At 35.4% G+C, this 26,501-nt stretch carries 23 protein-coding genes; 2 read left to right on the forward strand and 21 right to left on the reverse strand.

Annotated features, from left to right (window positions below; translation table 11 throughout):
- Positions 1–44 precede the first annotated feature (44 nt).
- The 10 genes from SBH76_RS06790 to SBH76_RS06835 all read right to left on the reverse strand — a co-directional run bounded on the left by SBH76_RS06790 (position 45) and on the right by SBH76_RS06835 (position 11,376).
- Positions 45–344 (reverse strand): hypothetical protein, encoded by a 300-nt coding sequence (locus SBH76_RS06790; protein WP_331678108.1) that lies wholly within the window; start codon positions 342–344, stop codon positions 45–47.
- Between the two features lie 15 nt (positions 345–359).
- Positions 360–830, reverse strand: a complete 471-nt coding sequence (locus SBH76_RS06795; protein WP_317977249.1) for a GNAT family N-acetyltransferase — start codon at positions 828–830, stop codon at positions 360–362.
- A 72-nt stretch (positions 831–902) separates the two neighbouring features.
- A complete protein-coding gene (locus SBH76_RS06800) occupies positions 903–1,631 on the reverse strand; it encodes a hypothetical protein (RefSeq protein ID WP_290649547.1) in 729 nt (242 codons plus the stop codon).
- Between the two features lie 93 nt (positions 1,632–1,724).
- Entirely contained in the window at positions 1,725–2,903 is a 1,179-nt protein-coding gene (locus SBH76_RS06805; RefSeq protein WP_290649549.1) for a VWA domain-containing protein, read from the reverse strand.
- Between the two features lie 9 nt (positions 2,904–2,912).
- Positions 2,913–5,141 (reverse strand): DUF5682 family protein, encoded by a 2,229-nt coding sequence (locus SBH76_RS06810; protein ID WP_317977250.1) that lies wholly within the window; start codon positions 5,139–5,141, stop codon positions 2,913–2,915.
- A 9-nt stretch (positions 5,142–5,150) separates the two neighbouring features.
- A complete protein-coding gene (locus tag SBH76_RS06815; protein WP_314448440.1) occupies positions 5,151–6,236 on the reverse strand; it encodes an ATP-binding protein in 1,086 nt (361 codons plus the stop codon).
- 12 nt (positions 6,237–6,248) lie between these two features.
- Positions 6,249–7,082, reverse strand: a complete 834-nt coding sequence (locus SBH76_RS06820) for a HEAT repeat domain-containing protein (protein WP_317977251.1) — start codon at positions 7,080–7,082, stop codon at positions 6,249–6,251.
- A gap of 11 nt (positions 7,083–7,093) precedes the next feature.
- Complete coding sequence (locus SBH76_RS06825; protein ID WP_317977252.1) at positions 7,094–8,635, reverse strand: SWIM zinc finger family protein; 1,542 nt, start codon at positions 8,633–8,635, stop codon at positions 7,094–7,096.
- Positions 8,636–8,681: 46 nt separating this feature from the next.
- Positions 8,682–9,926: a DNA polymerase IV gene (gene dinB / locus SBH76_RS06830; RefSeq protein WP_317977253.1), complete on the reverse strand. Its 1,245-nt coding sequence runs from the start codon at positions 9,924–9,926 to the stop codon at positions 8,682–8,684.
- A gap of 4 nt (positions 9,927–9,930) precedes the next feature.
- The gene (locus SBH76_RS06835) at positions 9,931–11,376 is read right to left on the reverse strand and encodes a putative periplasmic lipoprotein (RefSeq protein ID WP_317977254.1); all 1,446 of its coding nucleotides are present in this window, start codon (positions 11,374–11,376) and stop codon (positions 9,931–9,933) included.
- A gap of 283 nt (positions 11,377–11,659) precedes the next feature.
- Here SBH76_RS06835 and SBH76_RS06840 point away from each other — a divergent pair, with 283 nt between their 5' ends.
- Positions 11,660–11,971: a helix-turn-helix domain-containing protein gene (locus tag SBH76_RS06840; protein WP_317977255.1), complete on the forward strand. Its 312-nt coding sequence runs from the start codon at positions 11,660–11,662 to the stop codon at positions 11,969–11,971.
- 84 nt (positions 11,972–12,055) lie between these two features.
- Here the strand turns inward: SBH76_RS06840 and SBH76_RS06845 are convergent, their stop codons facing one another.
- From SBH76_RS06845 to SBH76_RS06890, 10 genes are all read right to left on the reverse strand, one after another.
- Complete coding sequence (locus tag SBH76_RS06845) at positions 12,056–12,445, reverse strand: thioesterase family protein (protein ID WP_034212649.1); 390 nt, start codon at positions 12,443–12,445, stop codon at positions 12,056–12,058.
- A 55-nt stretch (positions 12,446–12,500) separates the two neighbouring features.
- Positions 12,501–13,493 (reverse strand): gamma-glutamylcyclotransferase family protein, encoded by a 993-nt coding sequence (locus tag SBH76_RS06850; RefSeq protein WP_317977256.1) that lies wholly within the window; start codon positions 13,491–13,493, stop codon positions 12,501–12,503.
- Between the two features lie 120 nt (positions 13,494–13,613).
- Positions 13,614–14,003 carry a hypothetical protein gene (locus SBH76_RS06855; RefSeq protein ID WP_317977257.1) on the reverse strand — a complete coding sequence of 130 codons (390 nt, stop codon included), beginning with the start codon at positions 14,001–14,003 and terminating at the stop codon, positions 13,614–13,616.
- Between the two features lie 10 nt (positions 14,004–14,013).
- Positions 14,014–14,373, reverse strand: coding sequence for a DUF2493 domain-containing protein (locus SBH76_RS06860; RefSeq protein ID WP_317977258.1), 360 nt, complete (start codon positions 14,371–14,373; stop codon positions 14,014–14,016).
- Between the two features lie 28 nt (positions 14,374–14,401).
- Entirely contained in the window at positions 14,402–17,689 is a 3,288-nt protein-coding gene (locus SBH76_RS06865) for a DEAD/DEAH box helicase family protein (RefSeq protein ID WP_317977259.1), read from the reverse strand.
- A 127-nt stretch (positions 17,690–17,816) separates the two neighbouring features.
- Positions 17,817–19,001 carry a restriction endonuclease subunit S gene (locus tag SBH76_RS06870; RefSeq protein WP_317977260.1) on the reverse strand — a complete coding sequence of 395 codons (1,185 nt, stop codon included), beginning with the start codon at positions 18,999–19,001 and terminating at the stop codon, positions 17,817–17,819.
- 34 nt (positions 19,002–19,035) lie between these two features.
- Positions 19,036–20,004, reverse strand: coding sequence for a site-specific tyrosine recombinase/integron integrase (gene xerA, locus SBH76_RS06875; RefSeq protein ID WP_317977261.1), 969 nt, complete (start codon positions 20,002–20,004; stop codon positions 19,036–19,038).
- A gap of 121 nt (positions 20,005–20,125) precedes the next feature.
- Positions 20,126–21,241 carry a restriction endonuclease subunit S gene (locus SBH76_RS06880; protein ID WP_317977262.1) on the reverse strand — a complete coding sequence of 372 codons (1,116 nt, stop codon included), beginning with the start codon at positions 21,239–21,241 and terminating at the stop codon, positions 20,126–20,128.
- Between the two features lie 19 nt (positions 21,242–21,260).
- A complete protein-coding gene (locus SBH76_RS06885) occupies positions 21,261–22,769 on the reverse strand; it encodes a class I SAM-dependent DNA methyltransferase (RefSeq protein WP_334309069.1) in 1,509 nt (502 codons plus the stop codon).
- Positions 22,770–22,807: 38 nt separating this feature from the next.
- On the reverse strand, positions 22,808–23,011 hold the full coding sequence (locus SBH76_RS06890; protein WP_317977324.1) for a restriction endonuclease subunit S: 204 nt from the start codon (positions 23,009–23,011) through the stop codon (positions 22,808–22,810).
- 189 nt (positions 23,012–23,200) lie between these two features.
- Here SBH76_RS06890 and SBH76_RS06895 point away from each other — a divergent pair, with 189 nt between their 5' ends.
- Entirely contained in the window at positions 23,201–24,241 is a 1,041-nt protein-coding gene (locus tag SBH76_RS06895) for a YeiH family protein (RefSeq protein WP_317977263.1), read from the forward strand.
- A gap of 36 nt (positions 24,242–24,277) precedes the next feature.
- Here the strand turns inward: SBH76_RS06895 and SBH76_RS06900 are convergent, their stop codons facing one another.
- Positions 24,278–26,482, reverse strand: a complete 2,205-nt coding sequence (locus SBH76_RS06900; RefSeq protein WP_317977264.1) for a beta-carotene 15,15'-monooxygenase — start codon at positions 26,480–26,482, stop codon at positions 24,278–24,280.
- Positions 26,483–26,501: the final 19 nt, after the last annotated feature.

Genomic DNA, 26,501 nt, shown 5'->3' on the forward strand with positions numbered 1-26,501 from the left:
GTAAATCAGATTTTACAGTACCTTTTTCAGGTCCTATTATAAACTCAGTTTTTAAATTCATCCATCAAATTATACTTTTTGAGTAATTCATTTCTATATTCCTTATTAGTATTGGCTTTAAGTATCTTCTCCAAATCACCTTCCTTTACCAATATTTCATTCAGTTTGCTTATGATATCTGCACCTTTTTCAATTCCTTTCTCAATGCCTTTTTCAATACCCTTTTCAATACCTTTTGCCTCTACTCTATCAAGTACTTCACACATAGTCACTCTCTCCTTTCCGTTTAAATCATTTATAGTTTCCTCAAATCTTTTATCGCCTGTCATTGCGGCCATCAACATTAACAATTATATATTTTACAATTCCGCCATCCTCTTTAATGTATCCCCTGCAATCCTGTATGTCGTCCAGTCTGACATGGGTTTGGCACCCAGAGACAGATAAAACTCAATACTTGGCTTATTCCAGTCAAGGCACCACCACTCAAGTCTGCCACAACCTCTATCTACAGCGATGGAGGCCAGCTTATTTAATAAAGCCTTGCCATATCCTCTTCCTCTAAACTCAGGCAGTACAAAAAGATCCTCAAGATATATTCCGGCTCTGCCTAAGAATGTAGAAAAGTTGTGAAAGAAAAGTGCAAACCCGACTTCCTTTTCATTCTCCATTACAAAAATAACTTCCGCTTTCTGCTTATCAAAAATCCATTCTTCCAATGTCTTCTCATCAGCTACCACTTCATCAAGCATTTTCTCATAAAGGGCCAGCTCCTTTATAAAATAAAGTATTAAATCGGTATCTTCTCTTTTTGCGAACCTAAAATTCATATTTCCCCCTTTATAAATTATTCGTTTAACAGTTCCTACAACAGACTAAGTTGTCCCATAAATAAAATTAAATTATTGCTCTCCTACATTCTCCAAAGACATATCAATATCATATATATCATCAATCATAGCCCCACTGTCTGTTTTTGTAATATATACCATTGAAAGACTTGTTAAAGGCTCTACTGAGGTAATTGTTATCTTTGTAAGCACTGCATATGAATTATCCTTATAACCTATATATGCAATCGGCTTATACTCCACTCCTGTTAAGCCTTCTAGTGCCTTATCAAAAGCAACCTTGACCTCTTCATTTTCATCCATATAAGGATTTGCATCATTGTACTCCCAGCCTTCCTTTCCTTCCAAAAGTCTAAGGCTGCCTGTGATTTCAGCATTTCCTTCCAAGTCCTCATATACCTTTAAAATTACATACTCCGGCTTGGCATCCGGTACTACCATTTCCGCTCTGCAAAGATATAAATAATTTGTTCCGGCAACAATCTGCGAACCAAGTACCGCTGCTACATCATATCTGTAGCCATCCAAATCCTCTGTAGCCTTTTCAAAAGCTGACATAGCATTTGCATCATCGATTCCGTCAAAATCATTATTTATTGCCCATCCACCTGTTATAGGTGTAGATTCATTTGTTTCACTTATTTCTTCTGCTTCTTTAGTAAGTGTACTTTCCTGTGATGCTGTAGTTGCCTGAGATTCTGTATTATTCGCCTTTGCACCGCAACCCATAATTGAAGCCACACAGAGTATTCCCAATGTAACAGTAAATAATCTTCTCATTTTCTTATCCCCTTAAACAAAATATTACTGTGATTACCTCACTCAATTATACAGACGGAAAAATGTTATAAGGTCACAATATAAATTTAATTTTTATTTTTCCACCCCGAATTTACCGGTAGCAAACTCACTCATATCCTCATTTTTCATTGCTTTTTCAAGCAGCCTTGGTAGCATCTGTGGTGCTGCTGCAAAACAAGGAATACCTTGAGCGGCAATTTTTCCTGCCATATTTGCATCATAAAAAGGCTTTCCGTCATCAGATATCGCAAGCAGACAGATAACAATTACGCCGTCTTCCTTCATCTGTGTCAGTCTTCTAAGAAGTCCTGCACGATTTCCGCCTTCTTCAAGATCTGAAATCAAAAAGAAAATAGTCTTTTTAGGGTTCTCTATATATTTAGAGCAATATTTTATAGATTTTTCAATATCTGTTCCGCCACCCAGCGTAAATCCAAAAAGCAAATCAATAGGGTCCTCACATTTTTCACTCAGATCCACTATATTGGTATCAAAAGCCACTACCTTAGTCTTTATAGCACTCATACTTGCCAGTATGCAGCTCATTATAGATGAATAAATTACCGACTCTCCCATAGAACCGCTCTGGTCAATATCCAAAACAACAGTATATTTATTGGCTGCCGTTGTAGCACTTCTTTCAAAGAAATAATACTTTTGCGGAATAATCTTCTTTAGCTTTGCATTATAATCCTTGATTCCCTTCCTTATTGTAGTCTGAAAATCAAGTGCAGATGCTGACGGTATAGGAGAATGCAACTTTCTATTTATACTTGCTGTAACCGCTCTTTTTAAATCCGTTTCAAGTAATGCATTTATCTGTTCCACTATTTTTCTGATAAATTCTCTTGCATTTTCCTTACTTTGTTTTGGTATCTGATCCTTTAGAGTAAGTATCATACTTGCCATTTGCATATCAGGTTCTATATTATTTAGAAGTTCCGGCTCAAATATAAGCTGTTTTAAACCACATCTTTCCATAGCATCAGACTGGATTATCTTTACAAGATCCTTATCAAAAAGTGTTCTTACATCTCCAAGCCATCTGCTTATCTGTGGACTTGAAGCACCCCTTCCGGCTCCTCCTCCAAAGCTGAATTTCATATCCCTATTATAGATGGCATCTAAAGCCATATCCATCATAAGATCTTCCTGACTGAGGGCATTGCCGTCATCCATACTGTCAATTCTTTTTTCAGCCTCGGATCCAAGTATCAGCCTCCAACGCCTCAGTCTTTCATTTGTATCCATTTATATCTCCTAAAAGTCTCCGAAATCAAAGTCTTCAAGTATCTCCGTATCCACTTCCTTTATCTCAGAGTTGATTATTTCGCTTACCGCCTGTGCATTTAGTCCCCATATTTCACCCAGATTCTCTGCAATCATATCCTTTTCCTTTGCACTGTATTCTACAAAGGCTCTCCTTAAAAATACCACAGAGCGTCTAAATTCCTCTTCATCCAAAGTATCCAAGTATTCACTAAGACTCTCCCAGAGTGTAAGCCTGCCTATAAGAGCATAGTGATTTCTCATAGACAACCCTGCAAACCAATTTGCACCAAGTTCTGCCGGCATACCCATAGAAAGTCGTCTTGAAACCTCCATTCTAAGAGTAACCTCATCTATCTTACCTGCATCCAGAAGTATTGCTGTGGCAAGTCCTGATATTTTAGTATTCAAATCATCTCTGTTTGAAAGTTCTATAAGCTTATCAAACCAAAAGCTCTCATCCAAAAAATCCTGCATCATAAAAACACTATGTATTTTTTGAATATCATCTGCCAATGTAGCTGCAGCTATATCATCACATGCCGATTCTCCCACCAGCATAAGAGAAGCTCTGATACAAAGTCTTTTTACAATAGGCACCAAAGGTTCTCTGTCAAGTTTTCTTATATCACCAAATGAGATCATATTTGAAAGTTTGCTCACAGTATCCGCGATATCACACATAGCTATTGTACCGTTTGCCATTTCATCAAGACTTCTTTTCGCACCCTCTACTATCTTTGGCAATCCACAGTTAAATGCATCTTCTATAACCTCCGCTATTTCAGATATCTTTGTCGCCTCAGAAAGCTTCTCACCCAACACAAATGCTACAGCATCTACGATAGTATCTCCCTTTAAAACACTTTCCACTATCTGTATTTCAGCTTCAGGTGTCCATTGCAGTATCCAGTTCTCTGCCCATGTTGCATTATCCTGATTACTTTTCTTGATCTTGGCGAAATCTATTCCAAGTACAACCAGTCTATAGAGGAAAAAAGACCTGTTCAAATCAAGAAAAGCACTTTCCTCTGACTTTACTCTTAAGTTCTCTCTTAAATCAAGCTGCAATGGGGTTGCTACAAGTTCTTTATACTTTTCAAGTTTTAACTGTTTAAGTTTTAAAGTAAAATCACTCTGTATGGAAGTCTGCATAGCATCCTGAGGAACACTGCCTATCTTTTTGCCTATATCGGTTTCGGCAAAGCCCATTGCCATCTCACCGAAGCTTCCACCACCCATACAGGTAATACTTGCATCCTTTAAATCTTCAAGTGTAGGAACAGAGCCACCACGAATAATAGCCAGCTCTCTTGCAAGCCTTGTCGCCTCTATTACCTGAGCGGATGAAACGATTCCGCCATGCTCTCTCATATACTTTGCCAAACTGCTCAGATACTTTCTTTCATGATAAGTAATATCTCCACTTAAAAATCCCTGCCAAAGTAACTCATAATATGCCGGTGCCGCATTTCCCGCACCATAACCGGTTCTTTTACTAAGTCTGTAGTATGAATATGGCATCAATGTGATATTGGATTCTCTTCTTTCTAATCCCTTATATTCCTTATCGGACATTTCACCCTCAAGGTTTTCAATAGCTGATGTATGAAAGGCACCTGTTATAGCTACTATCTTTTCCGAATCAAATCCCTTTTTTATATATTCATTTATCTTTCTTTTCATAAAGCTTTCACGAATTATATCTCTTGCAAAAGATTTTTCATCTGATTTCGTATCTTTTCTAAGGCTTTCACCAAACAAAGCACTGCCCGCTCTGTAGGCATCCATATTCTCACTCTGCTCTAAGTTTCTCTCCCAAAAGCCTTCCATATCCACATCTGATTTATTCTTTTCAGGTTCTTTAGAAATCGTCTCTTCATCTTTAGTATCATCATCTGTTCTTCCAAATCCCAGCATTATATCGGATTCCAAATCAAAAAAATGACATTCCTTATTATTTTCCCTTGCCCAAAGAATGGCCTGATACTCAGGCGAATATTCTGCAAAAGGATAGAGTATGGTATCAATAGGTGCTTCCTTTGTATATGCCATAATAGCAAACGGAGGAACAAGTTTTTTTGAAACAATATCATCTATTAAAAAGTCAAAATCCGCCGGCCCCTCTATAAGCACCAAATCAGGCTTTATTTTATCCAGAAACTGCCTTACAAAATAAGCTCCGGCAGGTGAAAAATGTCTAATTCCAAAAGTTTTCATGGCTGCCTCCTAGCCATTGAGCATCCTACACTCATTGTAGAGTCCGATCCACTCTTTTCCACGCTTTTTCATTATATTTTCAAGGTACTCTTCCCAAACCTTTGAGTCCTTAGAATCCTCTTTTACTATTGCACCCTGAAGTCCGGCTGCAAGGTCCGCATCACTTATCTCTCCGTTTCCAAAGCTGCCTGCCAAAGACATACTGTTTGTAAGTAAGGATATAGCCTCTGCAGTGGAAAGTACATTTGCTGTAGATTTTATCTTTTGCTTTCCGTCAAGTGTCTCACCCTGTCTGAGTTCTCTGAATATTGTACAAACCTTTTTTATTACCTCAGCCTCAGGCACCTTTGAAAGCAATGCCATACCCTCTGAAAGCTTCTCTATTCTGGTCTTTACTATATCCATCTCCTCTTCAAGAGTATTTGGACTTGGAAGCACCACTATATTAAATCTTCTCTTTAGAGCGGCACTCATATCATTTACACCACGGTCTCTGGTATTAGCTGTAGCTATTATGGAAAATCCCTTCTTAGCCGCACTGTCCTTACCAAGCTCAGGAATAGAAATTCTCTTTTCAGAAAGAATTGAAATAAGGGCATCCTGTACTTCGGAAGCACAACGAGAAATCTCTTCAAATCTGGCAATCTTTCCCTCTTCCATAGCCTCAAAAACAGGACTCTTTATAATTGCCTTATCACTTGGGCCTTCTGCAATAAGCATTGCATAATTCCATGAATATCTTATCTGCTCCTCTGTAGTTCCTGCAGTTCCCTGTATAACACAGGTTGAGTTACCGTTTATAGCAGCACATAGATGTTCTGAAAGCCATGACTTTGCAGTACCCGGCTCACCTATCAAAAGAAGCGCTCTGTCTGTTACCAAAGTAGCTATTGCTATTTCAACTATTCTTTTATTTCCTATATACTTAGGCATTATTTTCACACCATTGCACTCACCGCCCATAATATAAGTAAGTACAGACTTTGGTGACATCTTCCACCCGGTAGGAATCGGATTTTTTTCAGCCGCAATAAGTGCATCTATTTCTTTTTGGAACATGACCTCCGCAGGAAGTCTTTGTAATTCTTCGCTCATATCTATCACCTTTTATTTCTTCTTTACTTCTACAGTTTTCAAAAATTCAACCGCCTTCGGATTCTTAAATGTCTTTAAAGTCTCTATAGCATCAGTTTTACTTGCTTTGTCAGCTGTTGTTGCAAGTTCTATCAAAAAGTCTATATTATCTTCACTATACTTCAAAGACCTTATAGCCCTTTTTCTTATATCTTTTCTTGCTTCGCCGTTTATAACAGACAAATAAAAATCATTTTCTTCTTCTTTTGCAAGGTCCGCGATAATATCAAATCTTAGATACATTTCACTTTTTCCCATAGGGTCAAAGCCTTTTTTTAACGGCTCTATCATCATCTTGCCATATTCCATGATCCATCTTCCGATCATAAATGAGATCTCACTGTATCCGTCTCCCAGTCCGTCAATAAACTTCGGCAATATTCTATAGTCTAAGAAGATATCAGGGTTTTCTTTTCTGGCTTCAACCAATATATCCCATCTACCGCTTCCTGTTGTAGTAAGTGCAGTTATAATAGGCTCAAGCATCTTATAAGAATAATTTCCATTGACCCTTCCACAGCTTTTTTCAATATCTGAAAGCTCACTGCTTTCATATGTTCCGGCTTGAGTTTCAAGTACCGCATCCACAAGTGCAAGCAGATCCAAAGTCTTCTCACCGGGATTATCACATACAAACAGCTCCTCTGCCTGCTTTTTGATCTGGGCAAACACAGGTGCCGCCTTTGAAAGTGCTTCCATATCGTCTACACATTTTTTCAGTCTGAAGTCTTCCTTTATAAGAGAGCTGCCTGTTATTATGCTATTTCTTAATTGTGCCTGTAATTTATATAAAATATCCAAATTCATAATAACCTCCCTTAATATGCCAATCTGAGTATTTCGTTTTCCGTGATAATACTTCTTGGCTCTACACAAATCTGCTTCAACCTTGAGTCATAATGTGCCAATCCGAATAACACCTGATTTTTAAGATAGTCTTTACTTGGAAGTCCGAATATTGCGTCCATAGCTGTTTTATCCTTAGTCATAGCCATTAGTAAGATCTGCTTTCCTTCTTTATCCTCTGCTACAACATCACTACCGTTTGTACCTATCTTTGCAAACTCAAAAAGTACTCCATAAGCATTATCGGATAAAGTAGCTTTCAATATGTTTTTAGCAGGCTTTAAAAACTCTGTTATATTCTTCTTTGCAAAGCTTCTTATCTTTTTTATATCATCTATATCCAAATCCTCATCTCTACTGCTCTCATAACGTATTCTTCTGTTTTCTCCCTCATTAGCAGGATAGAAATAAAGCTTTTCAATGAACTTTTTACCAAAGAAGCTGTCATCTCTTTGAATATACTTTTTAGCCTTTAGAGGGCAATAATTGGCTGTATAATTTATATCTCCGGTATCAAGATCTATCCAATAGCCCTTATCTGTATATTCTTCCTTTACATCATCATATTCTGACATAAAGCTTAACTCTGCGATTGATACATTTTCCTTTTTAAGACCTGTTTCACCAAGTTCTTCAAGCTTCCAGACTCCGCCAAGTGCCTCATATAGTATATTATCATCAGGGTCGGTAGAATCACTTTCAAGCTTTTTATTAAGGTAATCCCTTGCTCTCTTTTCGATATATCTAAGCTTTGTGAGCTCCTTTACCGCTAAAGATAACAAATACTCCTCAACATAGTCATTTGGATAATCGTTTCTTAACTCATCTATATAGCTCTTAGGATAATCATTTATTATTTCTTCTATAAACAAATCATTTTTTATCGTTCTTAGAGATTTTAAAAATCTTTTAAATATTATCTGTACTCCCGGCAAATAGTAATCTCCCAACTGTTTTGCCAGTTCATCATATTTTTTATCAAATGCTTTATCCACGCAAGCTGCCACACCTGAACCGGTTATTTGACTCATAACATCTTTTAACAGATCCAAGCCCTCAATCTGCTTCTTTATCTTCTTTGTTTTAGCCGCTTTTGAGGCTGCACTTGTTTTTTTCGGCTTGTCAGGATTTTTCTCCTTTTCAATTTCCTTCTCGGCCTTTTTCTTTTCTCTTGCCTCTATCTTTTCTCTCTTATCCAAAATATCCTGAGGAATCTCAGCCGTTTCAAAGCTCTTGCCCTCTTTCATCTCAAACATCAAGCCTATAGCATGTTTGCATGGAAACTGTCTACTTGGGCAAGAACATCGAAATACCGGTTCACCCTCTTTTTCAAAGTCTATGGAAACATTATAATTGCTCTTTCCACTTCCTTTGCACTCACCAAAATAAAGACTGTCATCAGCCGACTTCATTCTTTTTACAAAACTGTTTCCTGATGACAGCTTTCTGCCGTTTGAAACCGCATTCGCATTAGGTGCTATAGAAACTATAGCCTGCTCATCAAAAGTTCTCATATTCTATCCTTTCCGATATCTTTTGGATATATTATATCACAAATTTTTAACTGTTATATTTTTGCATAGAGTCCATTACTTCCCTCATTCGCTCTATATAATCATATACTTTTACATTATTTTGCATGTCCTTTATTTCATCAAAATTAAGATTATAATACATGCTCATTTCCTGCCATTTACTTTCGACTTTCTCTTTTACCATATCTTTTTCTACAGAGAAAATATCTGAAAAACTAAGCTGTCTTCCATCTTCCTCTCTCAAATGGTAAAGCCCTGTACCAACAAGTCTTACCTCGCCTTTAGGTATATTCTTTAAAAGATTGCTCGCATTTTCATATATGGTATAGGCATCACTTGTACTTGCACTTATAAGCATGGATCTTGTTATACTCTTCATATTGGAATAAGTGATTTTAAGGGAAACTCCTTCCCCGTAAAGTCCAAGTCTTTTTGCCCTCCCTGCCACACGAAAAGACAATATAAAAAGCACATCATACAAAAGTTTAAAGCTTGATACATCCTTTTGAAATGTAAACTCCTTACTGATAGACTTTGTATCCTCTTCCCTATAAGGTATTACCTTTCTGTCGTCATAACCGAAAGCCAAATCAACAAGATATTCACCCTGCTTTCCCATAAACATTTTCACTTCATTACTTTTATTTTGTAAATCTCTTACTGTATCAACACCGTATAAATGAAGCCTTTTGGCAGTTTTTTCTCCTACTGTATATAATGATTTTACATTTCTATCAAGTACCAATGTTACAAAATCTTCTCTTGTCCTTATTTCAAAATATCCGTCAGGCTTTTTCTCTTCACTTGCAGTCTTTGCTGCGGTCTTTGAATACGCCAAACCTACAGAACAGGTAAGAGATAGCTCCTCTCTTACCCTTTTTTTGATCTCAAATCCGATTTTTCCTGCTTCCTCCCATGAATCCACCTTTTCCGTAAGATCAAGATAGCCCTCATCAAGCGCAATATACTCCGTTACATCGGTATAACTTTCCAGTATCTTATGCAACCGCTCCGATACTTTTTTGTATTTCTCAAAATTCGGATGCCTAAATATTCCTTTAGGACAACGATTAAACGCCTCTTTAATATTCATCCCTGAACGAATACCGTATTTTCTGGCTTCATAATTACAGGTCGATACAACTCCTCTTTCATTAGGCATTGAACCTATGATAAGCGGCTTACCTATTAGAGTTTTATCATCTCTCATCTCCACTGAAGCATAAAAGGCATCCATATCCACATGAATAATTATTTGACCTTCAGACATATCATTATCCTGCAAAGATTGTACCTTCAAACACATCTTCTATGTTCTTTCCCTCTATACTGAAACCGTATTCAGAAGCTTTTCCCATAGGTATACGAATAAGACTGCCATCCGAAGTTGTATAATCGGTAAAACTCTCCTTATCTGTACCTACCGGAACCAATACACTGCCGATAGGAATATCATAATCCCCAACTTCCTTACCGTTTATACCGTCCAATTTCTTAGCTTTTATAGAAATTTTAGTTGTCAATTGTATAGGAGTTGCAATTGTATAGTAGTTTTCCAAAATCTTCGGCATTCCTTTATTTCCAACAGTATATCTTCCCTCTATACCCAAGGTACTTATAGTATAAATTCTGTCTCCAAGATAAAATTCATCCGGATTTAAAAGAGAAGTATCTGCAAAACTTTCAGAAATTTCAAGTTTTTCTGATTTATTATTCAAATCAATGATTGATATACTGTTGTAATCATTGTCATACTGCAATTCAATATAGAGATAGGCATTATCTCCCTTTTTCACCACACTTGCCTTGGAAATACCATAGCTTGCATCTTCCTCATATGTGCTTTTTTCACCGTCAATTGTTACATCTATCTTCTGTAACATAAGATACTCGTCAATATCCTGTTCTATCTTAACAGTTCTAATTTTACCGTCAAGATCTATCTTTACCTCTTTATCTATTGGTATTTCAAAAGCGTAATCCTTTGGCAAGCTAAGTATCTCTTCATTAAAAAACTCACCATATACTGCAAACTCCAAAGGTAAGGAAACTATCCTTTCTGTATATTCATCCTTTGCAGTCATATAAATCATCATACCGGCACTACTTAGTGTCCACGCCAGATTGGCCTTATCATTTGCTCCCAAATTAAAAGCATCGGGATTTGTCAGAACAGTCTTTAGCTTCTCACTAAATCCCTCTATATCTTCTCCATATTCATCTGCAAGATAATTATCCTTTTCAATCCTATCATATAGACCTGTGGGATCCTTTAATACATCCTCTATCTTAAGCTCCTTGCCTGTATTTGAGTCTATATTTACTCCTCTAAGCAGTTCTTTTGTATCAGTACTTCCATTCATTACGGTAGTAGCCAGCAATGCACTGAAAACACTTGTATCGGTTCGAGTCAGATTAATCCTTGGATAATATCCGCCCACCCAATCATTATTTATTTTGTTTACAATGTCATTTAACTTTTCATTTCCCTCTACACTAAGTTGAGGTATTGTATTTCCATCACCCGCTATTTTGTTATATACATGTGCCTTTAGCATTTCCACGTCATTTTGTACTTTTGTTTCAGTTTCCTGAACGCTTTCTTTCGCAGAACTTTCAGCCACTGTACTTTCATTTGTATTAATTGTTATTGAAATCTTCTTTCCGCATCCTGCCAATAAAAAAATTGCAGGAATCAAATATATAAAACTCTTTTTCATAAAGTCCTCCTTTTATCCTATACTATCACAAAATAATTGTACCACCAATAAAGATAGTCTTAAAATAGCAAAGTTGACACCCTATAAAATAGGGTATATAATATATTTATTAAATCTGAAAGGTAAGAGTATGTTACACTGATTTTGCTGAGTATGAGGTGACATATTTGATAACAGCTTTTGAGAAAAAAGAGCGGGAAAATCTTACTATGGAAGAGAAGAATGTGCTTAAAAAGCTGGTAAAATCATTAAAGGAAGAGATTTCTAAGAATAGGAGGAAGCTATGAGTTCACTATTTGATGATTTGAAAGAGGGATTAGAAGAAGCTATAGCTCATGAAAATGGTAGCAAAATGGCAAAAGAAAGAACATATATGATTATGCCTGTTAGAGAGTATTCAAACAATGAGATTAAAGAGATACGTAAAAGGGCAGGTATGACACAGACGGTTTTTGCATCATATATGGGAGTATCAAAAAAGACTGTCGAGGCTTGGGAGGGTGGTAGGACACATCCGACCGGACCTGCATTTCGATTAATCAATATTTTAGATGGTGAGAATTTTACTGAAACCCAATTTGTTGTTGCAAAATAATGAATTTTAAAAAGGCTGTCACTTAAGACATACAATTAAAGTAGAATAAAAATTGTATATGCCTTTAGAGTGACAGCCATTTACTTATTTATCTAACTTACTGTCGGTCTTTGCCTGGAACTTTTCATTATTTACAATAAATCTTTCGTGAATTCCCTCTCCTATAAGACCTTTTTCATCATATGCCTCAACCTTGAATGTAAGAGCTCTTCCATCCACATTTATAAGCTCAGACTTTATCACGACCTTCATACCAAGCGGTGTGGCTGATAAATGCTTTACATTTACACAAGTGCCTACTGTAGTAAATCCCTCCTCCAGTATATCATTAACACTCATAAAACATGACTCTTCCATCAAAAGTATCATCATCGGTGTGGAAAACACCTCTAAACTTCCACTTCCTATACCTGCTGCAGTATTTTCCTTTGTTACAATAGTCTCTCTTTGTCCCTTTATTCCTACTTCCAACATAGTATTCTCCTTATCTATAGATATAGGCTATTTTATCATATTTTACTGATGAATGTTATATAGATAGAGTCAACATAACAGATTTTAATCTGTCGCTATAACAAACCTCAAAGTTATTTGGTATTTCTATTTTTACATTATCGGAAATATAAATCTTAACATCCTTGTTTTTTGAAATATCCGTATTTACCGCTTTACTAATATCAAACGCTTTATTAAAAAACTTTTCAACCGAGAAAATATCAAGCCTTTTTGACTCATCAATTTCACCTGATGAATATATGATAAATTTCGGTGTATCCAAGACTTTGAGATTATATTTTGAATAAATATAATCTGCAAAGTTTCTTCCTTCTATTTCCAACGCTCGTGTAAAAGCCTTCTCCCAAAACTTTGCAGGATTACATGTCGAAACAGGTAGCATTACGCTTAATGTGGCTTTTTCATTATTTCCTATAATATAAAGTGATACTCTTACAGTTACTTGATTCTCCCCATATTTGTAGCTTAAATACTCATATCCGATAAATGAAAACTCTTTATCTGTAACTACCTCTTTTACTTTTTCAGTGAATATATCCTTATTTTTTGATAGATTATTTAAGTCTTCTATAGGATAATTAAGGTATAGATCACAGACTGGAAACTCCATATCTCTCACATCTGCAAATTTATCAATTGTAGCTTCAAGATTTTCACTGTTGCACATATTGCTGACATCATCCTGCAAATGTATCTTCTCTTCCTTATCTTTTTTTATGTAAATAAAAGCATCCTCATAACCATACTCGGAATGAACTCTCACCTTTGCCTTTATATACATAGGAATTACTTCCCATTGGTCTATATAGAACATGTCCTCCTTATTTACAAGTAAAACCTTACCTTTAACACATCCTCCCTCATTTGGAACTACATTGAAATACTTCTCACCTATGTTTATAGAATATCCCTCAAGTCTTGCATCATATGATTCCAAAGTATGGCCTAAGAGCTTATTTTGCAAATATTCAGATTTCAAAGTCCCATATACAAATATCTTGTACATAAATATCTCCCATATACCCTGTATTGAAATTTTAATACTGATATACTTATTCTTTGTAAAATTTATTTTCTGATATATTAGCACAATATAGAAAGTAAAATAAATGGAATTAAGAAAACTTTACACCTTTAATATACCTACATACTTCATACTACTGCAACCTTCCGAATCTAAATCCGGAAAATCTTTAACAGCTACTCCCCAAATAACATTTCCTTCTAAAATCCCTTTTGCATTACACACACTCTCAAATTCATCCAAATCAGAGATATAATCTTTTGCAAGATCACGTACATTACATAAAGAAGCCCTAAAACAAAACCAAAAGTCCTTTTCATCCAGTTCTTCCAATCCCGTTTCCCTGCAAAAGCCACACTTTAGGCTAATATCAGGTTTAGCTCCAAGCCCCTCTTTGAAAAGTTTTAATTCATTTTCATATGGCTCATTATCCCAATACTGTTCAAAGTCATTCTCTTCGAATGTAGCTATCCATATATAATAGGTTTTCATATAAATAATTTTAAATCTCTACCACATGAACTTTTGCACCGTCTTTTGATGCAATATCTATCATGCTTTTTGTACCTTTACTCTCACCATCCCAAAATGCAATAACCATAGGCTCATCTTCTAAGGCGTACTTATACATTTCCTTATTTCTGACCGGTCCTGCACCTCTGCCATATTTCTTCCAATCAGGTTTAAATACAGACACCTTCAGAGAGTTTTTCAAGGCATACTCTTCACCGAATGTGTCTGCTCCTTTTGCATGACCGGATACTATCTCAACATTATCTAATTGTCCAATAATCTCATCAAGCTTTTCAAAGCAAAATTCTCTATCCTGAAAATTCCTGCCTCCACAAACAATTACTCTCAAAATTTGTACCTCTTTGATTCTAACTCAACTACGCAGCAGCATTCTCATTAATACTGTCAATAATGCCTTTGATATTTGCCCATACACCCAAGTCTGTAAATATCTCAACTATACTTCCCTGGTCTGTAAATGGAGCGTCTTGTAATACAGATAAATCCTTCATCATTCCATTGTGAACTATATACTCTACAATCTGATTTACAAAGTAAATCTGTCTGCTGTCAAGATTACTGTTCTCAAGATACTCTGAAAATGCTTCCTTCGCTGCATTCATATCAAGACCGACTATTTCTCTTACCAGCTCACCAAGTGGCTTTTGTCCGTATTCCTTCTCATATTCCTCTTTTGTTCCAAGTTCTGACCAAAGCACTTTTTCAAGTTCTTTTATATCATCTTTGCTTAAAGGAATATTTGATTTCAACTTTTGTATAGCCTCATTGTCCTGATGCTCTTTAATATAATATTCAGCCTTTGCACGATAGTTTTTCAGCGAATCACTTTCAAGATCCGAGTCATTCCATTCTATGGAAATAATATCGTCAGTAAAGTTGGTATCATATATAATACCTCCCTTTGGGATATACTTCATAAGTCCACGGAGCTTTTCTCTTATTATCTCAAACTCGTTTACACCACAGCCCTCTATGTAATCAGTATGTAATATATCTCCTATAAGGTCTGATTGCTCATTTATTTCTGTAATATTCGCAATACTTGCAAGTTTTTTCGCATTCTTCCTTAAATCAGTAACAAATCTCTTATATGATTTACCTGCAAGGCATGCAAGCTCTATGCCATACATCAATGCATCGAAACGCACTGCACTGATTTCATCATCTTCAGGTAAAATAAGAGGTGAAAGTTCTTCTCTTATCAACACAGTATCTTCAAATGTAAGTGCCTTATAACCTTCTTCAGTAGAATATAACTCCACAAACTTTAAATGTTGCCTTACATCAAAGCTGTCTCTTGAAAGCTCTGATACCTTTGCTACCATCTCTTCAACAAGTCTTTTTCTAAACGCTCTAAGCTCATCACTCTGGTAATCCAAATCCTGCAATCTATATGCAATTTCAAACTTTAAATTAAATATGGCACTCTGTATAGGAATAGAATTATCTGTAGCCTTACCCTTACTTATTCTAAAGAAATCAAAATTACCACAAAAGTCAAAAATATAAAATTTAGACTTGTCAACTCCGTCAATAAGACCAGAACACAATCTTGTACCACGTCCTATCATCTGCCAGAACTTTGCATAACTCATTACTTTCTTAAAGAAAACAAGATTGACAACCTCCGGAACATCAATACCGGTATCCAGCATATCTACAGAAATAGCTATCTGAGGAAATTTATTTGCATCCGAAAAATCATCAATAATACGCTGTGCAAATTTAATCCTGTTGTCAATAACCTGAGCATATCCGGTTAGATGTGGATACTCTTTATTAAAGATTTCAAGAATCTTCTCAGCATGTGCATGATTCTTTGCAAAAATAATGCTCTTGCCAATTTTTTGTCCATAATCTATTTTAATTCCGTTCTTCATAAATGTATCAAGAACTTTACGAATAGTATCAGAATTAAATATCCACTCATTGAGTGCAGATGAGCTTATTGACTCAGGTAAATAACCATCCTCTGTCTCAAAAGTATTCTCATATATGCTCTTATCTTCATCTGAAAGATCCGCATACACAATTCCTTCCTCAATAAACTTAAGCTTCGTTTCAACTGATAAAAAATCAACCAGATATCCATCCTTTACAGCCTGTGAAAGTTCATATCCGTATGTAGGAACTCCCTGCTCAAGATCAAATCTTTCATAAGTGTTTTTATCAATGTCGTCTTTTGGTGTAGCTGTAAGTCCTACCAAAGGAGCATCAAAATATGTAAAAATATTTTTATATTTATTGTATATAGACCTATGTGCTTCATCACATATCACAAGATCAAAATGTCCGCATGTGAATATTTTTCTATCCTCTTCCTTAGCTGAATCTACGCAATTCATCATAGTCTGATATGTAGAAAAAACGCAATGAGCATTATAATTATCTTTTTCATCACAAAGATTGGTTACTGAAAGGTCAGGATAATTATTTCTAAACGCTCTCTTTGCCTGAGTTACCAAAGATGTTCTGTCCGCAAGGAACAAGATATTCTTAATCCATCCTGCATCAAGAAGTACATGACACAACTCTATTACAGTTCTTGTCTTTCCTGAACCCGTAGCCATAACAAGTAATGCTTTCCTGCGATGTTTTTTATCAAAAGCATTACATACCGCCTTGATTGCCGCCTCCTGATAATATCTACCGGCAATATTCTTATCTATAACGACATTTTCAAGAGATGTTCTCATTTTTCTTAAGTTGAACATCTTTTCCAAGTCTTCTTTTGAATATACGCTTGCTACCTTTCTTTCAGGATAATCACCATCTATTATTCTGGTCTCAAATCCGTTTGTAAGAAAAATACAAGGTCTTCTACCGAATTTTTTCTCAATAACGTCTGCATAGTCGTTTGCCTGTTTTCTTCCGGCCACAACATCCACACATGTACGCTTTGCCTCTACTATTGCAAGTGGTTTGTGAGAAGCATCATAAAGTACATAGTCTACAAATCCGTCACCTGAATCTGTAGGTAATCCATCTATCTTTACCTCATTTAACCAATCAGAACCCTCTCTCCATCCTGCATCTGCCAGCATAACATCAATGTACATTTTTCTTGTTGAATATTCTGAGAGTTCAAGCGGCTTTGTAACATAGCTTTGGATCTTTTCTTCTCTCTGCTCTGTAAGTGAAGCCTTAAGTGATGCATTCTCTGCTATCAATTTATCCAAATCTATATCGGAAATTTCAGTTGTCTTTGGCGGCTCAACCTCTTTTGTCAGAAGTGATTTATCAAAGCTTTGTTCAACATAATTATCCGCATAACAATAGCTCACAAAATCAAAGAATATATGCAGATTCTCGAGACAAAGTATTGCCTTCTCCTCTGTTACCTTCCTTGCATTGTGAGTACCGTCATTACCTATCTTACGTATATAATCCATACGCTTAAACAGGTCTGCATCAATAATATCTTTGAATTCTTCGGTATTCATTAGGCTGATTAGATTGTCCTGATATGGTTTAGTCAATGAAGCATCTACCGAATACATCCATTTAATAGCAAACTCCATGGCTCTGCGGCAATTCATCACACACAGTCCCGGATCTATATATAAAACTTTTTCTGCCGCAATAGCAACATCTGAAAAGGTATCAAATCTCTTTTCCTTTTTCAAATAGTCAAAGTTGCCCATGGCAAACCTCCCCGTAGTTTTAGTAAGCAGTATTTAGTAAAGAATATCTCAACTTTATAGGAATATTCTTAAAATTTTATTTATGCAAAACTCTTTTGTATTAAGAAAATCGTTAACTATGACTATTTTACAGTAAAGTTAGGGTTTTGTATATATGGATTTGAGGTTGCGAGGCGGCTGACAATTTTGATTTGTTGACTTGTTCAATAAAATCTGCAAATTCATTCTGTAATTTCACTGGTGGCAAGGGCATGGCTATTTTTCTTACAATTCTCAGATTTAATATATCCATCGTTCCACCATGCGTATTCTCTGATAAGGATCTTTTCAAAGACTCTGATTGGAAGAAAAATTTAAAATAATATGGATTTACCTTATCTTTATCAAAAGTAATCTTCATAAGTCGTGGATTTATAATTCCTGGCTCAAATATTTCAGGCATTATGAGCAATTTCCCATATGTTCCAACAAGACTTATTAACACATCTCCTGCTTGTACAGCACAATTTTTCAAAGTCTTATATCGCTCTTCATCTATATAATAATCACCAAACGTATGGTCACCACTTATTACTTGTTCTTGTCCATATATTTTATAACCAGATTCTACATAGTACTCTTTCTTTAAAGCTGAGCCAAAAGGCCCAGCTTTCAGAGCATTTTTTTCATTCGCAACGACATCTTCAATAAAAGGCATATCCCAGCCTTTATTGTTTTTAATGGGATCACCAAAGAGTTCAACAAATCGGGCTTTAATAAGTTCATCTAGTTTTACAATCACTTCCTCTCTCATCTTTATAATAGAGTAAAGCATATCCAAATGAGTACAGATTTTCCTTTGCTTTGAATAATCAACCCCAGTAACTTCGTATCTAGATACATAATCATCCGTCTTTAAATTATGTAATCCAGTTGTTTTGTTCTCAAATGCCCTCGTTCCACCTCTTCTATAGTTTCTATAAAGAGAATAGAATACGTACTTTGGAAACCACTTTTCCTGATTCCGTACTCTTAGTACCCCCGTGAAATTGTTGAAAAGATATGTATTACTCGGTCCATCAAAGTATACAACTCGGCCAACAGGATATTTATCACTTCCACCAGATTTTTCAATAATGATATCACCTGATCTAAGGAATTTCTCATCTATATTATTCTTCGTAATCGTTCTTGTGACAACATTACTGTAATCAACTACTCCCTTATTAGTAAAGTTTGTAGTTCTGAGCACTGGTATTCCTTCACCAGTCTCATCATCTGTTCCCCACTCTCCAAGTAGAGCTTTACCCGTTATTTCTATTAATTTAGTCATAAATCATCCATATAAATCTCAAGTTGCTAAAAAATTAGGCAATATACTTCTGATGGGAATTCTTTACATTATTTTGGTTTACCATGGCATATTGCATTGTAGTATCAATTTGAGAGTGACCAAGTATCTTCTGCACTTGTTCGATTGGCATTCCCTTATCTATAGCTCTGGTTGCCATACTTCTGCGAAATTTATGTGGATGAATTTTTTCAAGATTAAGCTTTCTACCAAGTTGCCTTAATCTAATTTCTACTCCACTTATTTTCAATCTATCATGCGGTGCATCTAATGTAACAAAAAGAGCCTCATTGTCATCATCTCTACTTTCAATGTAATCAATAAGGTGTACCTTTGCCTTGGCATCAAAGTATACTTTTCTCTCTTTATTTCCCTTACCATATACAACACATTCACGACCTTCCAAGTCAATATCACCGATATTTAAATTTACAAGTTCGCCTACTCTTATACCGGTAGAATACAGCAAGTCTATTATAGCCTTATCTCTTTTTGATGAGCAATTATCTCTAAGTCTTTCTATACTCTCATCAGAAATAACGCTCTTTACCACTGTCTTAGTTCTTATTTTATGAATACGCTTCAAAGGACTTTTCAGAATATAATCTTCCTCTTCAAGCCATGAAAAGAAACTCGAAATATTTCGTCTTATATTGTCAATGGTAGTATTACTACAATTATTTATCTTTTGATAGTTAGAGAGATACTCTCTCATCTCTTCGGTGGTTACTCTTCTTACCGGTGTATCCTTATTCCTTAATAAATGTTCTATTGTTACTTTATAATACTGTATCGTCCTTTCAGAACATCCTTCTACTTTCTTTGCATCTAAAAATAGTTTCAAGAAATCTTCGTTCGGTATATCCTGCTTAGTAGCCTCACAATCAGAAAAAGCTTTCAAGATTACCTCCTGAAGCCTTTTCATCTGCGAAATAGATAAGTACTCTGACATTTCGTTTAGTATTATTACAATTTTGTCTTCCATGATGGTATTCTCCTTTGTATACCATCATCCTACGCCATCCAATTCCTTATTATATATACTGATTTAATTATTCAATAACAAAATGTTTTCATACATTTGTTCTGTTTTTACTATTTGTCACCTACCCAAAGTACTTTTGCATAAGACTATCAAATAATAACTGAGCTTTGTCCAATGCTTTTTGCACTTCAACTTTTGATTTGTTGACTTGTTCAACAAAACTAGCAAAGTCATTTTGAAGGTGCGTATCAACTTTCTTAACTCTTATCCCCAACATACCTGATTTAGAAATATTTTTCATACTTCCACTAGTACCTGAGCATACCTTTTGAATCTGTTCTTTTGTAGAAGGTTGAATCAACATATTCCATAAAAATATTGGATTTACTCCATCTCTTATTACAGCTTTCCAAAGTCTATCTGGAATGTATACATTGTCTGATACTTTCCAAACATATGCAGCTGCTCCTGTTAATTCAGCTGTATTCATACGACTGATTATAATATCACCTTTATGCACTAAATGCTCTTCCTTAGGTTCATAATTTATCGGTAAATTTTTAACCTGACTACCATCAAAATAATCAAATGAAGCTGCTCCTGTCTTTAAAACTTTATTCTTACATTCAACTTCACTCGCAAGGCTTTTTCCAGCTATAAGTTCTTTAATATAATAATCCACATTGCACATCTCTTTTATCTCTTCAAAGAGTTCAACAAATCGGGCTTTAACAAGCTCATCAAGTTTATCTATCTGAGATTGCCTTTCTCTTATAATAGATTCTAGTAACTCTATAATATTCACACATTTCTGTTGTTCTTCCCTGCTTATCTGTGGTACTAGTACTTCTCCAAGTACATTTTTCCCAATAGCTTTAAACGTACTCCCAGTTCCCTTACTATTAAGGTAATTATTTCTTGCCCTTAGCATATAAAAAATATAGCTTCGTTCAACTATATTTTTTACAGTTAATGCAGCTAGTCCTCTTCCTATACAACTTTTATCTTTAGCATAATTTAATGCACCTATTGGAGCTCTAACAGAAATCAAAATATCTCCTGGCATAGCAACTTTTTTAGGCTCATTACACCAAATCCTTTCATTAGGGTATAGTTCACCAAAATCTGCATTACCCTGAAAGAAAGGTAATCCATCTTTTTCTTTATTATAACTGGATGAATCAGGAGATTGTCCCATAGTTATTTTTGCTATATCCTTAAGTGTCTTATATTCCATCTACCTTCCCACACAAATCTCAATTTGAGATTCCTTTCAATAATTCTCTTAACACCTTAGTCTCTTCCATTATTTGCTCATTTAGGCGTTCTATTTCATCCAAAATCTCTGATGTTGGTGGATATTCTACAGGAACATACTCAACTTCCTTGTATTTATTTATTGATAAATCATAATCTTTTTCTATTATTTCACTCTTTGGTACCATGAAGGACTTATCTGTACGTTTTCTATCCTTTTCTCCATCAAGATTCTTAAAGCGAGCTATGATATCCGGTATATCATTTTCTGCTACCGGTGTTCTCTTATCATCCAGGCTCTTGCCGTCTGCTGTCATATCATAGAACCATACATTATCAGTTCCGCCATGATTGGTCTTTGTAAAGATAAGTATTCCTGTAGACACTCCGGCATATGGTTTAAAGACTCCGGAAGGCATAGATATTACCGCTTCAAGTTTCTGGTTTTCAACTATTTCTTTTCTGATTGCTTTATGAGCATTGGAAGAACCGAAGAGTACACCGTCAGGTACTATACAGGCACATCTTCCTCCTATTTTCAGCATTTTTGTAAATAGTGACAAGAACAAAAGCTCTGTTTTTTTAGTCTTACATATTTTTTGGATATCCTCAGATACTATTTCTGCATCCAAACTGCCTTTAAATGGTGGATTTGCAAGTATCAGAGAATATTTATCCCTGTCAGGATTTTGATCAGACAAGCTGTCCCTATATTCTATACAAGGATTTTCTATACCGTGAGCCATCATATTCATAGCACCTATACGAAGCATGGTTCTGTCCATATCAAAACCGTGGAACATGCTATTCATAAAATGCTCTTTATTCTTTCCATTCATAAGTACTTCTTTTTTATATTTTTCCTTTAAGTACTCACCACTGATTACGAGAAATCCTGATGTACCACATGCCGGATCACATATAGTCTCATTTGGCTGTGGATCCATCATCTTGACTATCATTCTTATTATATTTCTTGGAGTTCTGAACTGTCCGTTAACACCTGATTTTTCAAGTTTTGAAAGTAAATACTCATATACATCTCCTCTTACATCTGTACTTTGCTCCTTGTCCATTATTGCATATATTTCATCCATAGCATCTACTATCTTTGAAAGCATTAGAGGTGTATTTACTTTAAAAATGGCATCATTCATATATTTACTATATGCACTTTTTTTATCACCATGTAGGTTCTTTATAAATGGAAATACCCATTCCTGCATTATACTGTACATTCTTTGTGCAGGAAAATCGTGAAAAACAGACCATTTCAACTGTTCTCCTTCCACTTTACGTCCCTCTATCTCTACCTCACCGTCAAATATACTCTTAAAAGGTAAGCCAAGCATCGCTGCTTCTTTTGCTCTTATATTGTCTGCACTGTCAATATCTCTGATAAACATCAGATATGTCATCTGCTCTACAACTTCAAGAGGATTTGTAATACCTCCTGTCCAGAATATCTCCCACAATCCGTCAATCTTATTTTTTAATTCGCCTGTCATAATCTCCATTTCAACTTTCTTTAAAAATAATTTTTATTTTATTCCATATTATTTTTTATATTGTAAATTCGCTTCAGTTTTTCTCTTGAAGTTGAAAGCTTTTCTTTTAAGTCAACTATCCTCTCAAGTTCCTCTTTATATTTCTCCCCTATTATATTCTGTTCTTCCAGTGAAGGCAAAGGAATCTCAAGTTTTCTCAACTTTTCTAAAGAAATTGTTGGGATTACGCTACCTACATATATACTTTTAAATAAAGCTCTCCCAAGCTCACTGTCAAAAAGTAATAGCTCCTTTAATCTTTAAAAATTTTAAATTTCAAAATATTGTTTTTGCAATACATTTCTTGAAAAAAATTTCAGCACAAAATTTTCTCCCCACATCTCCCCTCATTGTACTATAATCATACTATAAAATTCAGAAAGGACATTAAGATGAATTCAATAAAATCTTTCTTATCAAAAAACTTATTCGGTATGCTTATATGCTTTCTCATTGCTCTGCCGGCGTGGTTTCTGGGGAAGAGATTTCCTATAATCGGAGGGCCGGTGATTGCGATTATTGCAGGTATGATTATTACACTTTTTTGGAATGAGAAGGGCAGGGCAGGTGCCGGAATAAAGTTCACTTCAAAATATGTTTTGCAGGCGGCGGTGGTTTTTCTGGGATTCGGCCTTAACCTAAGTGTTGTACTTCAAACCGGCAGGCAGTCGCTTCCTATAATCATATGCACGATATCCACCGCACTTATAATTGCCTTTATTTTACATAAGCTGATGAAGATCCCCGGCAATATTTCAACTCTTGTGGGCGTGGGTTCTTCCATATGTGGAGGTTCCGCCATAGCGGCTACAGCACCTGTGATAAATGCGGATGATGACGAGGTTGCACAGGCTATATCCGTTATTTTCTTTTTCAATGTACTGGCTGCGCTGCTCTTTCCTGTTTTTGGAAAGATGATTGGATTTGATACTCTAAGCGGAGAGGCTTTCGGCATATTCTCAGGCACTGCAATAAACGATACTTCATCCGTTACCGCCGCCGCTTCCACTTGGGACAGTATGTGGAGTCTCGGCACTCAGACTCTTGATAAGGCTGTTACTGTAAAGCTTACCAGAACTCTGGCAATCATCCCCATTACTTTGGTACTTGCAATAATCAATGCAAGGAAGTCAAATGATAATCAAAACGGATTCAGCCTTAAAAGATCATTTCCGATGTTTATTATATTTTTTATTGTTGCATCCGTTATCACTACTATTGCTTTAAGTGCAGGTGTACCTTCACATTCATTTGCTCCTTTAAAGGATTTCAGCAAGTTCTGTATCATTATGGCAATGGCTGCAATCGGACTTAACAGCAATCTGATAAAGCTTATCAAATCAGGAGGCAAACCTATTATTCTTGGCGGAATATGTTGGATAGGAATTACCGCAGTAAGCCTTATAATGCAGCATATACTTGGTATTTGGTAAAAAAGTGTGCAAGCCCCAAAAACTTGCACACTTTTTTTAATTTATCATCACTTTATAAAGCATTACATCTCCATAATCTTTATAAACCTCGGTACTTCCATCCTCCAATAGGTATCTTACAACATCCGCCGCTCTTTCTCTGCCTTCCAGATACTCATCTTCAACACAGATATATTTTATATCCGCATAATGCAGATAATCCTTAAAATTATCAAGTGTTCTTACAACAGCGGAATTACCTCCGCTTCCTGTAATATCTGTATAAGTCCTTATATCCGCACTTAATATTTTAAGTAAGTTGTCCTCTGACAATAATAGTGTTCTCGGATTACCCAAACTCATCAAATCCATATATACATCTACAAAGTTGCTGTCTGTATTTCCCAACACTTCTTTGTCGATATATCTGTCATGATGATTATATATTCCAAGTTCTCTTATATACTTCGGACTTTCAGTAAGCCCTCTGATACCTGCCCAGTTTGTAACCCCCGTTATAAGAAGTGAAAATGCTATACATGGTATCAATGAATAGAATAGACTCTTAACCCCTGTTTCTTCAACGAGAAAACAAACCGCAATGATCACCAAAGCAAACAATAATATGAAATAATTACCGTCTACCTGATTTAATATAAATAAGCTAAACAGACTGACCGTAGCATCTACTCCGAGAATAATCATTATATATGTGAATATATCTCTATTACTCTTATTCTTAATGCAGTATCTTACAGTAAATACAGCCAGAATTATAAATAATACAGTTATCAGTACGGTAGGTGAAGCTATATAAATATGCGTCTCATTTGTCGGTGATATAAAAAGCTGGAATAATCTGTAAAATATATCCACTCTCTCACCTGATGACATATTCATACCTGCACTTCTATAATCTCCGATAGTATAAGGATATTTTGTCTCTATTCCAAGCTTATACCATACAGAAGAATATACCGAAGTAATAATATGTCCTGTAAGTATATATGTTCTTGCATATACAAGTACAATTGCTGCAATCGGAAGAACTGACAGGTAGGCAAATCCGAATAAATTTTTAATTTTATTTTTATTCTTTATAAGGTCTGTAACAAGATAAATAATATTTGCAATACCTATACCCAAGCTGAACAATAGACTCGTAGGCTTATATATAATACTTGCAAGCAGGGCTATCAATGCAAATGTAATATAGTAACTATGTCTTTTTTTCACATACAGGCACATATTCAGTATTGATATCAGCTGCATTAATAATGTGATCATATCAGTCTTTGCAGATAATCCCATATTCATAATTGCAGGTGTCACGGATACCAGTACTACTGCAAGCCATGACTTATCATATCTTTTTTCACTGCAGACTTTTACTATCTCAAACACCGTAAAAAGCACCATTATTGCACATATGTAAGAAAAACTCAGTACAAATCCGAAGCTTTTCTTTGTATTAAGTGCAAGTGTAAGTATCTCAAGTCCTTTCGGATAGACATATACATCGTTTACGGTTCCCAGATTGTCATATATTCCGGTATTTCCGATAAGTACAGACAAGCTTCTAAGTCCGTACCTTAAAGAATCATAGTCCAAAGTAATATTGATTCTTCCAATTTGCAACAGTATTGCTGAAAGGGATATTGCAGAACCGATGCAGAAAAAATTTTTATTTTCAAAATCTTTCTTTTTTTCTGTATTATTCTTTACTACAGGTACTATGATTTTGAAAAATCTCATCAAAATATAAGTGACTACAACAAGCATTGCAAGTCCCAGGGTAAAGTATCTTACTCCTTTTTTTGAAGCAAGATGAAGTGCCGAAAGGACACATATGAAAATAATATATGTAAGACTTCCGGCACTAAAGCTGTTTAAATAGCGGGCTATAATGCCATCTTCCACACAGCTTTTTCTCACCTTTACAAGTATTATTTCACCAAGCCAAATGAGTACCATAAGGAAGATACAATCTACTATAAAAGCGGTGGCGGCCTGATGTAAAATCATATATATCAGACTAAAAAAACCTATACCTGTAAGTCTAATATAATTGTTTTTTACCAATCTTAATATCAGATAAAATATAACAAATAGCAATATATGTTCAAAATAAAGCATTTTTGTTTCCATCTCTCCGATATCAAATAATATATAAGTCTTTTCAGCCAATAAAGAAAAACTGTATATACTAAGAATGGCGGCACATATAAAAATAAGCAAATATCCGGTTTTCTTAATATTCATATATAAACTCCATACCTCT

This window comes from Lachnoanaerobaculum sanguinis (genome assembly GCF_033242365.1).
GTDB lineage: Bacteria > Bacillota > Clostridia > Lachnospirales > Lachnospiraceae > Lachnoanaerobaculum > Lachnoanaerobaculum sanguinis.

Bases quoted from the DNA above. Each gene is read 5' to 3' on its own strand.
- SBH76_RS06790 (WP_331678108.1), bottom strand. From the start codon at position 344: ATGTTGATGGCCGCAATGACAGGCGATAAAAGATTTGAGGAAACTATA.
- SBH76_RS06795 (WP_317977249.1), bottom strand. From the start codon at position 830: ATGAATTTTAGGTTCGCAAAAAGAGAAGATACCGATTTAATACTTTAT.
- SBH76_RS06800 (WP_290649547.1), bottom strand. From the start codon at position 1,631: ATGAGAAGATTATTTACTGTTACATTGGGAATACTCTGTGTGGCTTCA.
- SBH76_RS06805 (WP_290649549.1), bottom strand. From the start codon at position 2,903: ATGGATACAAATGAAAGACTGAGGCGTTGGAGGCTGATACTTGGATCC.
- SBH76_RS06810 (WP_317977250.1), bottom strand. From the start codon at position 5,141: ATGAAAACTTTTGGAATTAGACATTTTTCACCTGCCGGAGCTTATTTT.
- SBH76_RS06815 (WP_314448440.1), bottom strand. From the start codon at position 6,236: ATGAGCGAAGAATTACAAAGACTTCCTGCGGAGGTCATGTTCCAAAAA.
- SBH76_RS06820 (WP_317977251.1), bottom strand. From the start codon at position 7,082: ATGAATTTGGATATTTTATATAAATTACAGGCACAATTAAGAAATAGC.
- SBH76_RS06825 (WP_317977252.1), bottom strand. From the start codon at position 8,635: ATGAGAACTTTTGATGAGCAGGCTATAGTTTCTATAGCACCTAATGCG.
- dinB (WP_317977253.1), bottom strand. From the start codon at position 9,926: ATGTCTGAAGGTCAAATAATTATTCATGTGGATATGGATGCCTTTTAT.
- SBH76_RS06835 (WP_317977254.1), bottom strand. From the start codon at position 11,376: ATGAAAAAGAGTTTTATATATTTGATTCCTGCAATTTTTTTATTGGCA.
- SBH76_RS06840 (WP_317977255.1), top strand. From the start codon at position 11,660: ATGAGTTCACTATTTGATGATTTGAAAGAGGGATTAGAAGAAGCTATA.
- SBH76_RS06845 (WP_034212649.1), bottom strand. From the start codon at position 12,445: ATGTTGGAAGTAGGAATAAAGGGACAAAGAGAGACTATTGTAACAAAG.
- SBH76_RS06850 (WP_317977256.1), bottom strand. From the start codon at position 13,493: ATGTACAAGATATTTGTATATGGGACTTTGAAATCTGAATATTTGCAA.
- SBH76_RS06855 (WP_317977257.1), bottom strand. From the start codon at position 14,003: ATGAAAACCTATTATATATGGATAGCTACATTCGAAGAGAATGACTTT.
- SBH76_RS06865 (WP_317977259.1), bottom strand. From the start codon at position 17,689: ATGGGCAACTTTGACTATTTGAAAAAGGAAAAGAGATTTGATACCTTT.
- SBH76_RS06870 (WP_317977260.1), bottom strand. From the start codon at position 19,001: ATGACTAAATTAATAGAAATAACGGGTAAAGCTCTACTTGGAGAGTGG.
- xerA (WP_317977261.1), bottom strand. From the start codon at position 20,004: ATGGAAGACAAAATTGTAATAATACTAAACGAAATGTCAGAGTACTTA.
- SBH76_RS06880 (WP_317977262.1), bottom strand. From the start codon at position 21,241: ATGGAATATAAGACACTTAAGGATATAGCAAAAATAACTATGGGACAA.
- SBH76_RS06885 (WP_334309069.1), bottom strand. From the start codon at position 22,769: ATGACAGGCGAATTAAAAAATAAGATTGACGGATTGTGGGAGATATTC.
- SBH76_RS06895 (WP_317977263.1), top strand. From the start codon at position 23,201: ATGAATTCAATAAAATCTTTCTTATCAAAAAACTTATTCGGTATGCTT.
- SBH76_RS06900 (WP_317977264.1), bottom strand. From the start codon at position 26,482: ATGAATATTAAGAAAACCGGATATTTGCTTATTTTTATATGTGCCGCC.